Source organism: Nonomuraea sp. NPDC050680 (assembly GCF_040654555.1).
Taxonomy (GTDB): domain Bacteria; phylum Actinomycetota; class Actinomycetes; order Streptosporangiales; family Streptosporangiaceae; genus Nonomuraea.
In genome coordinates, this window is sequence record NZ_JBFAIF010000004.1 from 780129 (window position 1) to 796113 (window position 15985).

13 protein-coding genes are annotated in these 15985 nt (G+C 70.8%); 10 read left to right on the top strand and 3 right to left on the bottom strand.

Annotated features, from left to right (window positions below):
• Positions 1-64 precede the first annotated feature (64 nt).
• From zwf to AB0H88_RS19240, 7 genes are all read left to right on the top strand, one after another.
• Positions 65-1540, top strand: a complete 1476-nt coding sequence (gene zwf / locus AB0H88_RS19210; RefSeq protein ID WP_357646122.1) for a glucose-6-phosphate dehydrogenase — start codon at positions 65-67, stop codon at positions 1538-1540.
• A 41-nt stretch (positions 1541-1581) separates the two neighbouring features.
• Positions 1582-3522: a phosphogluconate dehydratase gene (gene edd, locus AB0H88_RS19215; protein ID WP_357646124.1), complete on the top strand. Its 1941-nt coding sequence runs from the start codon at positions 1582-1584 to the stop codon at positions 3520-3522.
• A 102-nt stretch (positions 3523-3624) separates the two neighbouring features.
• Complete coding sequence (glk, locus tag AB0H88_RS19220; RefSeq protein WP_357646126.1) at positions 3625-4653, top strand: glucokinase; 1029 nt, start codon at positions 3625-3627, stop codon at positions 4651-4653.
• Positions 4650-5261: a bifunctional 4-hydroxy-2-oxoglutarate aldolase/2-dehydro-3-deoxy-phosphogluconate aldolase gene (gene eda / locus AB0H88_RS19225; RefSeq protein ID WP_357646128.1), complete on the top strand. Its 612-nt coding sequence runs from the start codon at positions 4650-4652 to the stop codon at positions 5259-5261. The genes glk and eda overlap by 4 nt, the downstream gene beginning before the upstream one ends.
• A gap of 93 nt (positions 5262-5354) precedes the next feature.
• Positions 5355-5477 carry a hypothetical protein gene (locus AB0H88_RS19230; protein WP_357646130.1) on the top strand — a complete coding sequence of 41 codons (123 nt, stop codon included), beginning with the start codon at positions 5355-5357 and terminating at the stop codon, positions 5475-5477.
• 203 nt (positions 5478-5680) lie between these two features.
• Positions 5681-8671, top strand: coding sequence for a BTAD domain-containing putative transcriptional regulator (locus AB0H88_RS19235; RefSeq protein WP_357646132.1), 2991 nt, complete (start codon positions 5681-5683; stop codon positions 8669-8671).
• Between the two features lie 189 nt (positions 8672-8860).
• Positions 8861-9241 (top strand): hypothetical protein, encoded by a 381-nt coding sequence (locus tag AB0H88_RS19240; RefSeq protein WP_357646134.1) that lies wholly within the window; start codon positions 8861-8863, stop codon positions 9239-9241.
• A 1-nt stretch (position 9242) separates the two neighbouring features.
• On the opposite strand, the gene AB0H88_RS19245 is transcribed toward AB0H88_RS19240, so the two are convergent.
• Positions 9243-10397, bottom strand: coding sequence for an RtcB family protein (locus tag AB0H88_RS19245; protein ID WP_357646136.1), 1155 nt, complete (start codon positions 10395-10397; stop codon positions 9243-9245).
• Positions 10398-10484: 87 nt separating this feature from the next.
• On the opposite strand from AB0H88_RS19245, the gene AB0H88_RS19250 reads away from it, so the two are divergent.
• Both AB0H88_RS19250 and AB0H88_RS19255 read left to right on the top strand, forming a co-directional pair.
• Positions 10485-10826, top strand: coding sequence for a hypothetical protein (locus AB0H88_RS19250; protein ID WP_357646138.1), 342 nt, complete (start codon positions 10485-10487; stop codon positions 10824-10826).
• Between the two features lie 197 nt (positions 10827-11023).
• The gene (locus AB0H88_RS19255; RefSeq protein WP_357646140.1) at positions 11024-12829 is read left to right on the top strand and encodes a protein kinase; all 1806 of its coding nucleotides are present in this window, start codon (positions 11024-11026) and stop codon (positions 12827-12829) included.
• 25 nt (positions 12830-12854) lie between these two features.
• On the opposite strand, the gene gap is transcribed toward AB0H88_RS19255, so the two are convergent.
• Complete coding sequence (gene gap, locus AB0H88_RS19260) at positions 12855-13850, bottom strand: type I glyceraldehyde-3-phosphate dehydrogenase (protein ID WP_357646142.1); 996 nt, start codon at positions 13848-13850, stop codon at positions 12855-12857.
• A 56-nt stretch (positions 13851-13906) separates the two neighbouring features.
• Here gap and AB0H88_RS19265 point away from each other — a divergent pair, with 56 nt between their 5' ends.
• Positions 13907-14440, top strand: a complete 534-nt coding sequence (locus tag AB0H88_RS19265; RefSeq protein WP_357646410.1) for a MarR family transcriptional regulator — start codon at positions 13907-13909, stop codon at positions 14438-14440.
• 27 nt (positions 14441-14467) lie between these two features.
• Here the strand turns inward: AB0H88_RS19265 and AB0H88_RS19270 are convergent, their stop codons facing one another.
• Positions 14468-15751, bottom strand: coding sequence for an MFS transporter (locus AB0H88_RS19270; RefSeq protein WP_357646144.1), 1284 nt, complete (start codon positions 15749-15751; stop codon positions 14468-14470).
• Between the last annotated feature and the right edge of the window lie 234 nt (positions 15752-15985).

A 15985-nucleotide genomic window follows, 5' to 3' on the forward strand; every position in this document is an offset into this window, starting at 1 on the left:
AGATACTCAACTCTGGCTAGTGTCCGTTCTGTCCCTGCTTGGTAGATCATCGGAGTTCCCAGCCGTGTCCCCCTCTTCCACCCCCGCCACCGCGTACGCCGCCGACCTCGTCGTCTTCGGCGGTACCGGCGACCTGTCCATGCGCAAGCTGCTCCCGGCGCTCTACCACAGCGATGTGGAGGGCCGGCTCTCACCCGAGACGCGGATCATCGCCATGTCCCGGGGCGGGCTGACCGACGAGGACTTCCGCGGCAAGGTGGACGCCGAGGTACGGGACCGGGTCCCGGCCGACCTCGGCGCGTGGCAGCGCTTCCTCGGCCGCCTGCACCACGTGTCCGTCGACGTGGGCGGCACGAACCGCTCCGGCTGGAGCGCGCTGGCCACCCTGCTGGGCGGGCACGAGCAGCGCGACCGGGTGTTCTACCTGGCCAGCCCGCCGATGACGTTCGGCCCGTTCTGCCGCGAGCTGGACCAGGCGGGCCTGGTGACGCCGCGCTCGCGCGTGGTGCTGGAGAAGCCGCTCGGCCGCGACCTGGCCAGCGCCCAGCGGATCAACGAGGAGGTCGGCGCCATCTTCGACGAGGCGCAGATCTTCCGCATCGACCACTACCTGGGCAAGGAGACCGTGCAGAACCTGCTCGTGCTCCGCTTCGCCAACGCCTTCCTGGAGCCGATCTGGAACTCCCTCTGGATCGACCACGTGCAGATCACCGTCGCCGAGACCGTCGGCACGCCCGGCCGGCGCGGCTACTACGACCAGGCCGGCGCGCTGCGCGACATGGTGCAGAACCACCTGCTCCAGCTGCTCTGCATGACCGCCATGGAGCCGCCGGCCCGCAACGACCGCGAGGCGATCCGCGACGAGAAGGTGAAGGTGCTCCAGGCGCTGCGGCCCATCACCGGCACCGAGGTCGACCGCTTCACCGTGCGCGGCCAGTACACCGAGGCCGACGCGATGCCCGGTTACCTGGACGAGCCCGCCTCCACCCCGCCCACCGAGGCCTCGCGGCGGGTGGAGACGTTCACCGCGATCCGCGCCGAGGTCAAGAACTGGCGGTGGGCCGGGGTGCCGTTCTACCTGCGCACCGGCAAGCGCCTGCCGCGCCGGGCGTCGGAGATCGTGGTGCAGTTCAAGGACGTGCCGCACTCCATCTACCCCGGCGGCTCACCGAACCGCCTCGTCCTGCGGCTGCAGCCGGAAGAGGGCATCGAGCTGCACATCATGGCCAAGGAGCCGGGAGCGGGCGAGGTGGCGCTCAAGCCGGTGCCGCTGAGTCTCAGCTTCGGCAAGACGTTCACCGCACGCGTACCCGAGGCGTATGAGCGGCTGCTCATGGACGTTCTGGCGGGCAACCCGACGCTGTTCATGCGCCGTGACGAGGTGGCCGCCGCCTGGCAGTGGATCGACCCGATCCTGGCCGCCTGGGAGTCGTCCGCCGAACTACCCGAGCCCTACCCCGCCGGGTCCACCGGACCGGCGGGCGCCCACGAGCTGCTCGCCCGCAGCGGCCGCGAGTGGCACGAGGAGGACCAAGCGTGAGCAAGCCGACTTGGGGTCGAGGACCCGCTGAAGGAGGGTCGATGCACCCCGTCGTCCAGGAGATCACTGACCGGATCACCGAGCGCAGCCGAGCCAGCCGTACCGTCTACCTGGACCGGATCCGGCGCGACGGTGCGGCGGCCCGCGCCAAGGGCCCGGCGCGCGCGCACCTAGGCTGCGCGAACCTGGCACACGGCTTCGCCGCCGCGCCCGCCGCCGACAAGCCGCTCCTGATGGGTACGGCCAAGCCCGGCGTGGCGATCGTGACCAGCTACAACGACATGCTCTCGGCCCACCAGCCGTACGAGACGTACCCGGCCGAGTTGAAGGCGGCCGTGCGCGCGGCCGGTGGCGTGGCGCAGGTGGCCGGCGGCGTGCCCGCGATGTGCGACGGCATCACCCAGGGCCGCGCCGGCATGGAGCTTTCGCTCTACAGCCGTGACGTGATCGCCATGGCGGCCGCGATCGCGCTGTCGCACGACATGTTCGACGCGTCGCTGCTGCTGGGCGTCTGCGACAAGATCGTGCCGGGCCTGCTGATCGGGGCGCTGCACTTCGGGCACCTGCCCGCGATCTTCGTGCCGGCCGGCCCGATGACCTCAGGGCTGCCGAACAAGGTCAAGGCCCGCACCCGGCAGCTGTTCGCCGAGGGCAAGGTGGGCCGGGAGGAGCTGCTCGACGCCGAGGCCAAGTCCTACCACTCCCCCGGCACCTGCACCTTCTACGGCACCGCCAACTCCAACCAGGCGCTGATGGAGGTCATGGGCCTGCACCTGCCGGGCTCGACGTTCGTCAACCCGCACACCGAACTGCGGCACGCGCTGACCGAGGCGGCCGGGCGCCGGGCCGTGGAGATCACCGCGCACGGCCCCGAGTACACCCCGGTCGGCGAGCTGGTCGACGAGAAGTCGATCGTCAACGCCTGCGTGGCGCTGCTGGCCACCGGCGGCTCCACCAACCACACGCTGCACCTGGTCGCCATGGCCGCCGCCGCGGGCATCGTCCTGACCTGGGACGACCTGGCCTGCCTGTCGGCCGCGGTGCCCTCGCTGACCAAGATGTACCCGAACGGCCAGGCGGACGTGAACCACTTCCGCGACGCCGGCGGCATGCAGGTGCTCATCGGCGACCTGCTGGACGAGGGCCTGCTGCACGCCGACGTGCTGACCGTGGCGGGGCGCGGGCTGGACCACTACCGGTCGGCTCCGACGCTGTCCGACGGGAAGCTGACCTGGTCGGCGGTGTCCGGCGGCAGCGCCGACCTCGACGTGCTGCGGCCGGTGGCCGCGCCGTTCTCCGCCGACGGCGGCATCCACATGGTCGAGGGCAACCTGGGCCGGGCCGTCAGCAAGGTGTCGGCGGTCAAGGCCGAGCACCTGGTGATCGAGGCGCCGGCCAAGGTGTTCGACGACCAGCTCGAGCTGCTGCGCGCCTTCGAGGCGGGTGAGCTGGACGGGCAGGACTTCGTCGCGGTCATCCGCTACCAGGGGCCGAGCGCGAACGGCATGCCCGAGCTGCACAAGCTCACGCCGCCGCTGGCCGTACTGCTCGATCGGGGACAGCGGGTGGCGATCGTGACAGACGGCCGCATGTCGGGCGCGTCCGGCAAGGTGCCCGCGGCCATCCACCTGTCGCCCGAGGCGGCGGACGGCGGGCCGATCGCGCTGGTCCGCGAGGGCGATGTGATCAGGCTCGACTCGGCGGCGGGGACGCTGGAAGTGCTGGTCCCGGCCGAGGAGCTGGCCCGGCGGACGCCCGGCGGCCGGCCGCTGAGCGACGCGCAGTGGGTGGGGACCGGGCGCGAGCTGTTCGCGACGTTCCGCCGCATGGCGGGGCACGCGGAGCAGGGAGCGGGGATCTTCGGGATCAGCGGCGCCGAGTCGCCGGACCACGGCCCCGGGCTGGGCTTCCCCGCCGAGGCGGGCGCCTCGCACCTGGAGTCGGGCGCCCCGCGCGGGCGGCAGGCGAGCATCGCCAGGTGAACACGGTGTTCTTCGATCCGCCGTGGCTGGTCGCCGAAGTGGGCGAGCTGTCGTGAGCGCGTTCGACCTGCCGTGGCTGGTCGCCGAAGTGGGCGAGCTGTCGTGAACGCGTTCGACCTGCCGTGGCTGGTCGCCGACATCGGCGGCACCAATGCCCGGTTCGGGCTGGTCACCTCGCCGGGAGCGCGGCCGTCGCACGTCGCGGTCCTGGCGGGGGCCGACCACGCCACTCTCCCGGAAGCCGTAGCCGCCTACCTCACGCAGCACGCGGGCGGAGTGCGGCCGGGAGCGGCGTGCCTGGCTCTGGCCGGACCCGTCGAGGGCGACCGCTACGCGCTGACGAACTCGGCCTGGAGCGGCTCGGCGAGTGACCTCGGCCTGCCGTACACGATGCTGCTGAACGACTTCGAGGCGCTGGCCGTCTCGCTGCCCCGTCTGGAGTCCGCCGACCTGGCGTCTCTGGGTGGCCCGGAACCCGCTCACGGCGTCAAGGCCGTGCTCGGGCCCGGCACCGGGCTCGGCGTCGCCGGGCTGGTACCCACCGACGGCGGCTGGACGCCGGTCTCCGGCGAGGGCGGGCACGTCACGGTGCCGGTGCGCGATGACCGGGAGCGGGAGATCGTCCGGGTTCTCCGCGCCGGGGGCCTGGACCACGTGGTGGCCGAGCACGTGCTGTCGGGCCCCGGTCTGGTGGTACTGCATCGGGCGCTCGCCGAGGTCAACGGCGTCGACGCGCCTCGCCTGTCGTCGGCGGACATCGTGGCGCGACTGGACGACTCGCTGTGCGCCGAGACGGTCGAGGTGTTCTGCGGGATGCTCGGGAGTTTCGCCGGGAACGTGGCGCTGACACTCGGGGCCCGGGGTGGCGTCTATCTCGGCGGCGGAGTGCTGCCCCGTATCGTGGAGCGCGTGCGTACCAGCGACTTCCGAGCCAGGTTCACCGACAACCCGGATATGTCCGGATACCTGTCGGCCATCGCGACCACGCTCATCGTCGCCACGCAACCGGCGCTGACGGGCGCCGCCGCCTGGCTGGCGCAGCGCGCCGCAGGCGAGTGGCCGCCCTCGGACGGCCGGGTCAATGAGCTGTCCCCGTTGAGGGAGAGACCCCTGAGGAGAGAACTGTCATGAGCCTGCTCGATCTCGCCCCAGTCATCCCCGTCGTGGTGATCGATGACGTGGAGACGGCCGTGCCGCTGACGCGGGCGCTCGTCGCGGGCGGCCTGCCGGTCATCGAGGTGACCCTGCGTACGGCGGGCGCGCTGGAGGCCATCGCCAGGATCGCCGCCGAGGTGCCGGAGGCCACGGTCGGCGCCGGAACAATCCGGACTTCTGCCGATATTGCGGCGTCCTTGGCGGCTGGGGCGAAGTTCCTGGTCTCGCCCGGGACGACGCTGACCCTGGCCGACGCGATGGACGCGAGCGGGCTGCCGTACCTGCCGGGCGCGGCGACCGCCTCCGAGGCGATGGCGCTGGCCGAGCGGGGCCTGAAGGAGCTGAAGTTCTTCCCCGCCGAGCCCGCGGGCGGCGTGGCGTACCTGAAGGCACTGTCGGCGCCGCTGCCGGACGTGCGGTTCTGCCCCACGGGCGGCATCAGGCCGGCCACCGCGCCCGACTACCTCGCGCTGCCGAACGTCGGCTGCGTCGGCGGCACCTGGCTGACCCCGGCCGACGCCCTGGCCGCGGGTGACTGGGGCCGTGTGGAGAAGCTGGCCGCCGAGGCCGCCGCCCTCGGCTGAGGCACCCGCCCCCAACGCGACCTATACGGCACCTATACAGCCGCTGAGCAGCCTGAGCCTGACTGGCTTATCGCGTCGCAGCGGAGGTGGACGGTGTTCAAGAAGCCTTGGGGGCCACCGCTCCCCGTCGCCCTGCCGCTGACGCCCGGTGCCTACTCGGAGAGCATAGTGATCATTCCTGGCTTCACCTACGACCCCTTCAGCCGCCGCATCTGATTTCCGGAAGGGAACCCGCGGCCCCTTCGCCCTGAACTTCTTCCTCGCCGCGCCCGGCTGACAATCGGGCTTGACATCGGCGGGAGCCGTCATGAAGGCTTCCGTCGATGTTGGCATTGCATGGGTTGACGGGAAAAGAACCATCGTGCACATTTAAGCGACTTTGATCTTCTTTGTGCACTTTAGTCTTGTCCGGGGGCGCGATGAAGTTCGCCGTTCTGGGGCCGCTTGACATTTCGGCCGATGCCCAGTCCCTACCTCTCGGCGCCGGAAAGCAGCGTGCCCTGCTCGCCGAACTCCTCTGCCGTCCGGGGCGCCCCGTTCCTCCCGCCACTCTCATCCAGGCGCTCTGGGGCCAGAGCCCGCCCCGCACCGCGCCGGACAACCTCCGGCTCTACGTGCACCAGCTCCGCAGGACGCTGGGCCATGACCGGATCACCCGCACCGCCGCGGGCTACGTACTCACTCTCCATCCGGGCGAGCTCGACGCGGACAGGTTCGAGGAACTGGCCGAGCAGGGCAGGAACGCCCTGTCCGCCGGAGAGCACGAACGGGCCGCCGAGCTGCTCAAGCAGGCGCTGGACCTGTGGCGCGGTCCCGTGTACGCGGAGCTGAACCTGACCGTCGGGCTCAGCGACCACGCGCACCGCCTGGAGGAGGAGCGGCTGATCGCGCTGGAGAACCGGATCGAGGCGGACCTGGCCCGCGGGACGCACGCCGAGCTCGTCGCCGAGCTGACCTGGCTCGTCGGCGAGCATCCCCTGCGGGAACGGCCGCGCCGGCAGCTCATGCTCGCCCTGGCCAGGTCGGGCCGCCAGGCGGAGGCGCTGGCCACCTACCGCGACGCCCGCCGGGTCTTCGCCACCGAGCTCGGCCTCGACCCCGGCGCCGAGCTCCGGCGCCTGCACCAGGCCATCCTCACGGGCACCCTGCCCGTCGAGTTCGCCACCGCTCCGTCGGACGCCCCCTCCCCCCGCTCCCCCGCCCAGTTGCCGGCCGACATCTCTGACTTCACCGGACGGATCGAGCAGCTCGCCGAGCTGACGGACCTCCTCGGCGACGGCCCGCCCCCGGGGCCCGGGCCCATGCGCGTGTACGTCATCGCGGGGATGGGCGGCGTCGGCAAGACGACGCTGGCCGTACACGCCGCCCATCTGATCGCCCAGCACTACCCGGACGGGCAGCTGCACACCAACCTGCACGGCGCGGAGTCCTCCCCCGCCGATCCCGCCCAGGTGCTCGCGGCCTTCCTCACCGCGCTCGGCGTGCCGCGCCCCACGCTGCCGGAGACCCTTGAGGAACGGGCCGCGGTCTTCAGGAGCCGGCTGGCGGAGCGCCGGATGCTCATCGTGCTCGACAACGCCGCCTCGGAGCAGCAGGTTCGCCCGCTGTTCCCCGGTACGTCCGGCTGCGCCGTCATCATCACCAGCCGGACCCGGCTGACCGGCCTGTCCGGCGCGGCAGTGGTCGAGCTCTCGGTGCTCCACCCCGAGCAGGGTGTGCAACTGCTCTCCAGGATCGTCGGGGCCGACCGGGTGGCCGCCGAGCCGGAGGCGGCGGCCGAGCTCGTCCGGCTGTCGGACGGCATACCCCTGGCCGTCCGGGTGGCGGGCGCCCGCCTGGTGGCCCGGCCGCACTGGCCGCTGACCCGCCTGGCCGGGCAGCTCACCGACGAGCGGCGGCGGCTGGACCAGTTCGCCACCGGTGACCTGGCCGTCCGGGCCAGCCTGGCGCTCAGCTATGTGGGGCTGGATCCCGACGCGCGCCGGGCGTTCCGGCTGCTCGGCTCACTGGACGTGCCCGACTTCGCGGGCTGGGTGGCCGGGGCGCTGCTCGACCTTCCCGTGGCGGCCGGCGAGGAGCTGGTCGAGACGCTGGTGGACACGCAACTGGTGCTGTTCAGCGGGATGGACGCGGCGGGCCAGCCCCGATACCGCTTCCACGACCTCGTCCGCCTGTACGCCCGCGAGCGCGGTGAGCTCGAAGACGAACCGGAGGCCGTGGCCGCGGCCCTGAACAGGGCCTTCGGCGCCTGGCTCGCGCTGGCCGAACGCGCCACCGAGCGCGTGCCGGGCACCTCCTCGGCCATCATCCACGGCACCGCTCCACGCTGGAACTCCCCCGACGGCGCCCCCTGGGACGGGCCGGCCGTACAGGATCCGATGGCCTGGTTCGACACCGAGCGGACGGCGCTGATCGCGGCGATCCGCCAGGCGTGCTCGCTGGGCCTGGCCGAGGTCGCCTGGGACACCGCTTGCTGCGTGGAGCGCTACTTCGACGTGTGCGGGCAGTTCGACGACTGGCGCGGGCTGCACGAGCGCGTCCTGGAGGTCTGCCTCGCGACGGGCAACAGGCTCGGCGAGGCGGTGATCCGGCGCGGGCTCATGCACGCCACCACGTGGATGGAGACCGGCGGCGAGGCCATGGCCGCGCAGTACGAGGGGGCCGAGCGGCTGATCACCCTGTTCTCCGAACTGGACGAGGAACGCGGGCTGTCCGACGCGTACGTGCTGCGGGCCTGGGGCGAGGCCGCCAGGGGCGACATGGCGGAGGGCCTGCGGTCCGGGCAGATCGCCTTGACCCTGGCCGAGAGCAGCGGCCACCAGAGCGGGCAGGCCAGGGCGCTCGTGTGCATGGCGGTGGCGTACGGGACGCGCGACATCAAGATGGCCATCGTGCACCTGCTGCGGGGCCTGGAGCTGGCCGAGAAGCTCGGCAATCCGCGCTTCGAGGCGACGACGCTGCAGTTCCTGGGCCTGGCGCACGCCCATGCGCAGGAGTTCGACGCCGGGCTGGAGTACCTGGTCAGGGCCTTGGCCATCTACCGCCAGATCCGCGACCCGCTGCTGGAGGCGATGGGCCTGGTCGCTCTGGCCAGGCTGTACGCCGGGCACCACGACCCCAGGGCGCGGCCCGCGGCCGAGGCGGCCGAGATGCTGAGCCGCTCGCACCGCCTGGCCCACCACCAGGCCGACGCGCTCTGGGTGCTCGGCGGGGTGGACCTGGCGGAGGGCAGGATCGACGAGGCGGTCGCCCATCTGGAGGAGTCGGTCAGGCTCTGGCGTACTCGGGGGTGGCAGGAGTTCCTGGCGGGCGCGCTGGCCGACCTCGCGGCGGCCTACACCGCCGCCGGCGACCTCCCGGCGGCCGCCGCCGCCCGCGGTGAGGCGACCGCGCTCACGGGATCTACCTAGGGTTGATGAGTATCACGGCGGAGGTGTATCAGGCCGGACGTGTATCACGGCGGATGAGTATCAGGCCGGACGCGTATCACGGCGGATGAGTATCAGGCCGGACACGTATCACGGCGGATGAGTATCACGACGGATGGTGGGAAGGTCCGTCGGCGAGCAGGATGGCCTTCACACCTCTTGGGGAGTCCCATGACCCGTTCCGTCCTTGTGTGGGCCCTGCTCCTCGTCGTCGTGGGAGCCGTCGCCGTGGCGCTCTGCGTCGTCACCTCGCCCGTGGTCTCCGCCGAGGCGCCGCGCGACTTCTTCGACTCGCCCTTCCTGCTGCCCGCCTTCCTCATTCTGGCGGTCCTGGCCGGTCTGGCCGGGTGGTTCGCCCCTCAGGTGGGCGTCCTGTGGGGCCTGCTCGCCGCCGCTCCGTTCTACGTCTACTTCGCGTCGAGCGTGGTCAGGGAACTACGGGAAGGCGGCCAGGGTCTCTGGCCGGTCGGCCTGCTGTTCCTGGTCGGCCTCACGCTCATCCCGCTGATCGCGGCCCTGGCGACCTCGCTGGTCGCCAGGGCGCGCGGGTGACTCAACCCTTGTAGTTGAAGATCTGGCGGAGGGTGTGCTGAACCGTCACCAGATCCTTCTGGTCGGCCATCACCTGGTCGATGGACTTGTACGCCTCGGGATGCTCGTCGACCAGCGCGGCGGCCCGGTCCGCGTTCCAGGTCCGGCCGCTCATCGCCGCGGTCAGGGAGGCCGCTGACAGCTCCCGCTTCGCCCTCGTACGGGACATGCGGCGGCCCGCGCCATGCGAGCAGGAGTGGTACGACTCGGGATTTCCCCGGCCGCGCACGATGTACGAGCGGGTGCCCATCGAGCCGGGGATCACGCCCTCGTCGCCGGTGCCGGCCTTGATGGCTCCCTTACGGGTGATCCACAGGGACTTGCCGTAGTGGCTCTCCTGCTGGGTGAAGTTGTGGTGGCAGTTGATCGTCCGCACCCGCTCGCCCTGTCCTGCGACCCGGAACAGGGCGTTGACCAGGACCTTGTCCATCCGGGCACGGGAGGCCATGGCGTAGTGCTGGGCCCACAGCATGTCCTCGATGTACGCGGTGAACTCCGGCGTGCTCTGGACCAGGTACGCCAGATCCGGGTCCTCCAGGCCGATCTCCTGCTTCTTCATCAGCTTCTTCGCGCCCGTGATGTGCATCTGGGCGAGCTGGTTGCCGATGCCGCGCGAACCCGAGTGCAGCACCGTCCAGACCCGATCGCGCTCGTCCAGGCAGACCTCGACGAAGTGGTTGCCGGAGCCGAGGGTGCCGAACTGGTCGGACACCTTCTTGGTCTGCTTCGGGTTGAGAGCGGTGTGCGGCAGGCCGAGGTCGCTGAGGGCACGGTCCATCGACGGGTCGTCGTGGCCCTTCCCGACGCCGGCCGGGATACGGTGCTCCACCATCGGCATGAGGGCGGCGAGGGTGTCGGGCAGGTCGGCGGCCGTCAGCGTCGTCTCGGTGGCGACCATGCCGCAGCCGATGTCCACGCCGACGGCGGCCGGGATGATCGCGTTCTCGGTGGGAATGACCGAGCCGACCGTGGCGCCGATGCCGACATGGGCGTCGGGCATGAGCGCGACGTGCCCGGAGACGAAGGGCAGACGGGCAGCGCGTGCGGCCTGCGTGATCGCGCCTTCGTCGATCTCGCTGGCCCACGACAACAGGTTCGGTGCGGGCTGGTTCGGCATGGGATAGATCTCCTCGCTGGTTCGTGATCAGTCTGGCGAGACCAGCAGGCAATTCCCACTCATTTTATCGAATTCAGGATGTGCGGAATGGCAGCCCAGGGCCCTGCGGCGGGCGGGCATCGCCTTGTAGCGTGGTACCGGTTCAGGCGTCCACGCTGGGAGCAGCCGCATGCGCTGGCAGGTCCACTCCGAAGAGCCGCTCTACACCGACCGCTGCTCTACACCCAGCCGTCCAACGGCATCTCCGACTCGGCGCAGCACGTCTTCCGCGCCGACGGCGCCCGGCACATCAGGCCGCCCGCGGAGCCCTGGGAGGCCGAGCGCATCGAGTGGGTCCCGCTCACCGAAGTCCGCCGCCTGATCGACAAGCGCGACATCGTCTGCGGCACCAGCATGAACGCGCTGCTCTACCTCCTCACCGAGGGGTAGACGGTCCCGGCCATGGTGCCGCCGGCGCGACCGGGCGGCCACGAGTCGTACAGGCTGGACTGCGAGCCCCAAACCCGTCCAAACTCAGTGGCCACCGGGTGACCCGTTCCTCCGTTAGAGTCTTGGGGAACGGGCATGCCGGGCGGAGGATCGGTCGGTTGAGGCAACGGGACGATGAAGGCGAGAGGACAGCGACGTTGGGGCAGCAGGGGCGCTCCGCAGGCACTCCGCTGACGCCGGAAGACCCGTCGGCGATCGGCCCCTATGAGCTGATCAGCCGCCTCGGCTCGGGCGGCATGGGCACCGTCTACCTGGCCAAGGCCGCAGACGGCGTACAGGTCGCGCTCAAGGCGATCCGCCGCGACTACACCACGGACCCGGTCTACCGGGCGCGCTTCCACGAAGAGGTGTCCAACGCCCGCAAGGTCGCCTCGTTCTGTACGGCCCGCGTCCTCGACCACGGCGAGCACGACGGGGTCCTCTACCTCGTCACCGAGTACATCGAGGGCATCTCCCTCGAGAACCACCTGATCGAGCACGGCCCGCTGACGCCGTCCGTGCTGCACTCGGCGGCCGTGGGCGTGGCGGCGGCGCTGACCGCGATCCACGCCGTCGGCCTGGTGCACCGCGACCTCAAGCCCGCCAACGTGATGCTGACGCTGGGCGGCCCGCGGGTGATCGACTTCGGGCTGGCCCGCTCGTCCCACGTCTCCACCCGCCACACCAACGCGGGCATGGTGATGGGCACGCCCGGCTGGATCGCTCCCGAGCAGGTCTTCGAGGGCCGCACCAGCCCGGCGGGCGACGTGTTCGCCTGGGGATCGCTGATCGCCTACGCCGGGCTCGGCGGCCACCCGTTCGGCGAGGGCGACGCCTACGTCATGGCGGCCCGCGCCCGCACCGCCCCGCCGGACCTGCGCGGCCTGCCCGCGCCGCTCGACCGGCTGGTGGCCGCGGCCATCCACCCCGACCCCGCGCGCCGACCGGCGGCCAAGCAGCTCCTGCTCGAACTCGTCGGTGCGGCCGACGAGCCGGCCGCCCAGCTCGCCGCGACCCGCCACCTCAGCAGTTCGTGGAACCCGTCGGAGTTCCCGCCGCTGGCCGAGTTCCCGCACAATCCGCAGGTACGCCAGGCGCCGCCGGGCTGGACCCCGCCGCCACAGGCCCACCAGCCGTCGGCCCGTCAGCCCCAGAGCCACCAGCCGTCATCCCACCAGTCGTCGACCCACCAACCTCAAGGCCACCAACCTCAAGGCCACCAGCAGACCGGTGTGGGGCCGCTGCCGGGACGCGGGCCGGTGCCACACCCGCCCGCTCAGGCCCCGCCGCCACCCCGCCAGGCACCTCCTCGCCAGGCGCCGTCCCGCCAGGCCTCGCCACCTGGTCCGGCGAGCCAAGTGCCACCGTCTCTCCAGACGGGACAGATGCCGCCGTCCCTCCAGACCGGACAGGTGCCGCTTTCCGCCCATCAGACAGGGCAGGTGCCGCTGCCGCCTGGACCGAGGGGCCCGGCGGGGTTCCCGGTCAAGCGGAAGAGGAGCGTCTTCACCGGCTGCGTGACCGCCATCGTGGTGGCCATCGTGCTGTTCGTGCTGCTGCTGGCCGTACTGGTGTGGGCGCTCAGGTCCCCCGACCCGGTCGGCGCGGACAGCCCGGTACAGGACGGAAAGCTGAAGTTCGCGGTGACAGGCACCAAGTGCCCGCAACCGGCCAAGGGCGCGAAGCAGCGCACCTGCCAGGTGAGCGTCAAGGTCAACAACGTCGGCCCGGAGGCCAGGGTCCTCTACCCCGGCCAGCAGAAACTGCTGGACGAGGACGACGCCTTACACGGCGGCACCAAGCTGCTCGACAAGGCGGGCGCGGAGGTCACGCCGGTCCGCATCGGGCCGGGCCAGTCCTTCAGCGGCGCGCTGCTGTTCGAGCTGCCGAAGGAGGCCAAGCCCGCGGGGCTGGAGCTGCACGACTCCGGCCTGAGCACCGGAGTGCGGGTCAGCCTCGATTAGTGCTCTGGGCGCAACGCCGTTGCACCTACAGCATGAGGGCCAGGTCGATGAGGCGGTTGGAGTACCCCCACTCGTTGTCGTACCAGCCGACGACCTTGACCTGCGAGCCCATCACGCGGGTCAGTTCGGCGTCGAAGACGCACGATGCCGGGTCGCCGACGATGTCGCTGCTCACGATGGGCGCGTCAGTGTAGGTCAGCAGGCCCTTGTACGGACCGGCCGCGGCCTCGGCGTAGGCGTCCTTCACCTCCTGCACGGTGGTGGGACGGACGGTGGTGACGGTCAGGTCGGTGACCGAGCCGTTGGACACGGGCACCCGCAGCGCGAACGCGTCCAGCCGGCCCCGCAGCTCCGGCAGCACCAGGCCGATCGCCTTGGCCGCCCCGCTGGAGGTGGGCACGATGCTGAGCGCCGCCGCCCGAGCCCGCCGCAGGTCCTTGTGGGGCGCGTCCTGGAGGTTCTGGTCCTGCGTGTAGGCGTGGACGGTGGTCATCATGCCCGACTCGATGCCGACCGCGTCGTGCAGCACCTTGGCCAGCACACCCAGGCAGTTGGTGGTGCACGAGGCGTTGGAGATGACCGTGTGGCGCGCTGGGTCGTAGGCGTCGTGGTTCACGCCGAGCACGATCGTGACGTCCTCCCCGCTGGCCGGTGCGGCGATGACGACCTTCTTCGCGCCGCCGTCCACGTGCGCGCGGGCCTGTTCAGCCTTGGTGAAGATCCCGGTGGACTCGATCACCACGTCCACGCCCAGGTCACCCCACGGCAGGTCGGCGGGGTCACGCTCGGCCAGAACCTTGACGGTCGCGTCACCGGCCCGGATCGCGCCCGGCTCGGCGGCGACCTCGCCGGGGAAGCGGCCCATGATCGAGTCGTAGGCCAGCAGATGCGCCATGGTCGCCACGTCGCCGAGGTCGTTGACCGCGACGATCTCGATGTCAGCGTCGGCGCGAGCGGCCACTGCGCGAAAGACGTTCCGGCCGATCCGCCCGAACCCGTTGATGCCCAATCGAAGTGTCATGCCGCACATCATAAGCAACTTAAATAAGTTTGCGATATATTTCCGGCGTGAACACCATGCCGGACGAGACACCGGACGAGACACCGGGCGAGACGCTGGGCGACCGCGACTCGGACCGCGACCCCGCGCAGAAGGCTGACGGCGACGGCGACCTGGACGTAAATGCCTTCGCCACCGCGATCGAGAACTTCAACCGCTTCTACATCCGCCTCCCCGTGCTGGAGAAGCTGTCGTTCACGACACTGTCGGTACTCGACACCCTCGCCACTCGCGGCACCCCCATGCGGCTGACCGACCTCACCAAGACCGAGCAGGTCAGCCAGCCCGGCATCACCCAGCTCGTCACCCGGCTGGAGCGCGACGGACTCGTGGAGCGCCGCCCCGACCCCAGCGACCGGCGCGCCGTCCTGGTCCACATCACCGAGGCCGGACGTCAGATCGGGCGCTCCCGCCACGACGACCGCACCCGCCACCTGGTCCCGCTCATCGCCCAGCTGACCCCCGAGCAGCGCCAGGCGATCACCGACGCCCTCCCCGGCCTGACCCGCCTGGCCGAACTCGGACAGGCGAGCGCCGCGGGTCAGGCCTGAGTAGTGCCGTAGGCGACGGGGCGCGGCTCAGGCTCGGCTGGTGCCGTACGAGGCGGGGTCGGAGATGTCGACCTTCGACCGATCGGGCAGCGCGTACGTCGCGACCAAGCCGATCACCGCACCGATGATCATGAACACGGAGATGGCCTGCCAGCCGTAGTCGTGCAGCAGCCAGGTGGCGATCAGCGGTGCCGGTCCACCCGCGATGACGGAGGCCAGCTGATATCCCAGCCCGGCGCCCCCGTACCGCAGACTGGTCGGGAAGCTCTCCGCGATGAGCGCCGCCTGCGGACCGTACTCCATGGAGTGCTGGAGCTGCGTGACCATCATCGTGACCAGGATGACGACGGCGATGCCGGTGTTGAGCAGCGCGTAGTAGGGAAAGGCGATCACCGCCAGCAGCGCGGCCCCGATGAGATAGATCCTGCGGCGGCCTATTCGATCGCTGAGATGCCCGAAGTACGGGATCGCGAAGAGCTCGACGGCCGCCGCGGCGCTGACGGCGGCGAAGGCGAATGTTCGCGACATCCCGATGCTCGGGGACGTGATGTAGGTGATCACGAATGTCGTGTAGAGGTAGAAGGGCATCTGCTCCGGGATACGCAGGAGCGCGCTGAGCGCGACCTCCTTCGGGTGCCTCTTGAGGACCTCGACCACCGGCAGCTTGGCCACCTGCCTGGTCTCGAGGAGCTTGGCGAACAGCGGCGTCTCCATGACCCGCAACCGCACCCAGAGACCGATGGCGACCAGCACCAGGCTCGCCAGGAACGGAATCCGCCAGCCCCAGTCCTTGAACGAGTCGCCGGCCGCGAGGGCCACCAGCGACATCGCGCCGGTGCCGAGTATGAGGCCGATGGGCACGCCGACCTGCGGCCAGCTGGCCATCAGGCCACGCCTGCGCTGGTCGCCCCACTCCATGGACAACAGCACAGAACCGCTCCACTCGCCGCCGACGGCGATCCCCTGCAGGATGCGCAGGACGACGAGCAGGATCGGCGCGATCACGCCGATCGTGGCGGTGCCGGGCAACACGCCGATGAGCGCGCTGGAGACGCCCATCATGACAAGGGTGATGATGAGCGTGGCCTTGCGCCCGATGCGGTCGCCCCAGTGCCCGAAGATCGCTGCGCCGATCGGCCGCGCAGCGAACCCGACGGCGTAGGTGGCGAAGGACGCCAGAACGCCCGCGTACGGGGTGGACTTGGGGAAGAAGACGTCGGCGAACACGGTCGCCGCAGCCGTGCCATAGAGGAAGAAGTCATACCACTCGATGGCCGTACCGACGACACTCGCCGTCGCCGCTCTTCTCACCTGGGATTGGTACTCCGCGGCTGGTAACCCGTGATCGTGCGTCACCTGCGCCTCCTCAGCCCGGACCGGGACTCCCGGTGTGATCCTGATCACACGTCACCCGGTTTGCGCCATGCGTACCCGGCTTGCGGGGGGCGAACACTGGATTTGTCAGATCGTTAGCGACAAATGGTGCCTTTCTGGCGTCGGACGCCGTTCCCACCGGCAGGTCGTGCCCTCGGGATTGCGAATGCC